Genomic DNA, 2,622 nt, shown 5'->3' with positions numbered 1-2,622 from the left:
GGTGGACTGTTCCTCGCACTCCCCGGCGAGCGGGTCGACGGACACGAGTTCGTCGCCCGCGCGCTGCAGGCGGGTGCGGCGGCGGCGCTGGTCGCCCGCGAGGTCACCGATGTCCCCGAGGGTGCGGGCGCGCAGGTCGTGGTGCCCCCCGTGGACCGGCGCGTGACCAACGCCATGGTCCTGGCCGCGGATTCCGACGGGTCCGGTGCGGCGGTGCTCGCGGCGCTCGGGTCCCTGGCGCGCGCCAGCGTGGACAGATTGGTCGCCGACCACGGGCTCGTCGTGGTCGGGATCACCGGCTCCTCGGGCAAGACCAGCACAAAGGACCTCATCGGCGCGGTTCTCTCCGCGGCCGGGACGGTCATCGCGCCGCCCGGATCGTTCAACAACGAGATCGGCCATCCCTGGACCGCCCTGCGTGCCGATGAGTCCACGGACTTCCTGGTGCTCGAGCTGAGTGCCCGCGCGCCGGGCAACATCCGCGAGCTCGCGGAGATCGCGCCCCCGAGGATCGGTGTGGTGCTCAACGTGGGGACCGCGCACCTGGGTGAGTTCGGGTCGCGTGACGTCATCGCCGCCACGAAGGGTGAGTTGGTCGAGGCCCTGCCGGATGCGGCCCACGGAGGGGTCGCGGTGCTCAACGCCGACGATGACCGGGTCCTGGGAATGGCCGGGCGGACGTCCGCCGAGGTCGTGACGGTCGGGACGGGCCGGTCCGCGGACCTCCGCGCCGAGGACGTGCGGCTCGACGACGAGGTCCGGGCCTCCTTCCGGCTGGTGACCCCGGACGGCGAGGCCGACGTGGCCCTCCGCGTCCACGGGGAGCACCAGGTGGGCAACGCCCTGTCGGCCGCCGCGGTGGGTCTGGCCTGCGGTATGGACGTCGCCGCGGTCGCCGCCGCTCTCGGCACCGCCCGGGCCGCCTCCGCCCGGCGGATGGACGTCCGGGTCACCGCCGACGGTGTCACCGTGATCAACGACTCCTACAACGCCAACCCCGATTCGGTGCGGGCCGCGCTCAAGTCGCTCGCGGTGATGGCCCGGTCGGGAGGGGGACACCGCCGGACCTGGGCGATCCTGGGCGAGATGGCGGAACTCGGCGACGACTCGGTGACGGAGCACGACCTCATCGGGCGGTTCCTCGTGCGCCTCGACGTGTCCCAACTCGTGGTGGTCGGCCGGGGTCGACCCCAGCGCGCACTTTTCCAGGGGGCGGTGCAGGAGGGCTCGTGGGGATCGGAGGCGGAGCACGTCGAGACCGCCGAGGAGGCGTCCGCCATCGTCGACGAGCGCGTACAGCCGGGGGACATCGTGTTGGTCAAGGCCTCGGCGGCCGTGGGCTTGTGGAGCGTCGCGGAGCATCTGCTCGCGTCGCGTGGTGAGGAGAAGTCCGAATGACCCAGATCATGATCGCGGGCATCGTCGCCTTCGTCGTGAGCATCTTCCTCACCCCGGTGCTCATCATCTACTTCCGTCGGCACGGCTTCGGGCAGGAGATCCGCCTGGAGGGCCCCCAGTCGCACATGAGCAAGCGCGGGACCCCCAACATGGGCGGGATCGCGATCCTCGCCGCGGTGTGGCTGGGGTACATCGTGGCCGGGCTGGTGGGGCAGGTGACGGTGGGCGGTGGCGGGTTCACCGCCTCCGGCCTGCTCATCCTCGGACTGGCCACCGCGTTGGCCGTGGTCGGGATGATCGATGACGGCCTCAAGGTGTTCAAGCGGCACAACAAGGGTCTGGGCATCCTGTCCAAGACCGTCGGTCAGGTGCTCGCGGCGCTCGCCTTCGGCATCCTGGTCCTGGGCTTCCGCAACGACGACGGACTGACCCCTGCCAGCAGGTCGCTGAGCTACATGCGGGACTTCGTCGCCGTGACCTTCCCGGTGGTCGTGTTCCTGGTCTTCATCGTTCTCCTGGTCTACGGCTGGTCCAACGCGGTCAACTTCACCGACGGTCTGGACGGGCTCGCGGCGGGGTCGATGGCCATGGTCATGGGCACCTACGTGGTGTTCAGCTTCTGGCAGTTCCGGTACTCGTGCTTCTCCACGGCGGAGGGGGTGGACCTGTCCGGGTGTTACCAGGTCCGGGATCCCCTCGACATCGCCGTGGTGTGCTCCGCCGCGCTCGGGGCGTGCCTGGGCTTCCTGTGGTGGAACGCGGCGCCGGCCAAGATCTTCATGGGCGACACGGGGTCGATGTTCCTGGGCGGCATCGTCGCCGGAGTCTCGGTGGTCTCGCGGACCGAGCTCCTCATGGTCGTCGTCGCCGCGGTCTTCGTGATGGAGTTCGTCTCGGTGCTCATCCAGGTCGCGGCGTTCCGCACCACCGGCCGTCGTCCGTTCCGGATGACACCCATCCACCATCACTTCGAGAACGGCGGGTGGGCCGAGACGACCGTGACCATCAGGTTCTGGCTCCTCGTGGCCATCTCCTGTGGCCTGGCCATCGCGCTGTTCTACGGTGACTGGCTCGCGAGCTCGACGGGATGACGGACGTGACACGAGAGCGTGTGGACATCCGCGACCTCGCCGGCGCCCGCGTGCTCGTCCTCGGCGCCGGGGTGTCCGGGCCGGGGGCCGTCCGGATCCTCCACGCGCTCGGCGCCGAGCCCGTGGTGGCGGA

The 2,622-nt window shown here is 70.4% G+C and carries 2 protein-coding genes; both read left to right on the top strand.

Annotation, left to right across the window (positions count from 1 at the left end):
• Positions 1 to 1,398: UDP-N-acetylmuramoyl-tripeptide--D-alanyl-D-alanine ligase (murF, locus tag G6021_RS11905; RefSeq protein ID WP_182641369.1), on the top strand; the 1,398-nt coding region annotated here is incomplete at its 5' end.
• On the top strand, positions 1,395 to 2,489 hold the full coding sequence (gene mraY / locus G6021_RS11900) for a phospho-N-acetylmuramoyl-pentapeptide-transferase (protein WP_182641368.1): 1,095 nt from the start codon (positions 1,395 to 1,397) through the stop codon (positions 2,487 to 2,489). The genes murF and mraY, both read left to right, overlap by 4 nt.
• Positions 2,490 to 2,622: the final 133 nt, after the last annotated feature.

The sequence above is a fragment of the Dietzia sp. CW19 genome, assembly GCF_014145265.1.
In the GTDB taxonomy this organism is placed as follows: domain Bacteria; phylum Actinomycetota; class Actinomycetes; order Mycobacteriales; family Mycobacteriaceae; genus Dietzia; species Dietzia natronolimnaea.
The sequence above is the reverse complement of the archived record's forward strand: the minus strand, read 5'-3'. Positions and strand labels throughout refer to the sequence as shown.

Coding starts and splice junctions, on each gene's coding strand:
- mraY (WP_182641368.1), top strand. CDS start 1,395: ATGACCCAGATCATGATCGCGGGCATCGTCGCCTTCGTCGTGAGCATC.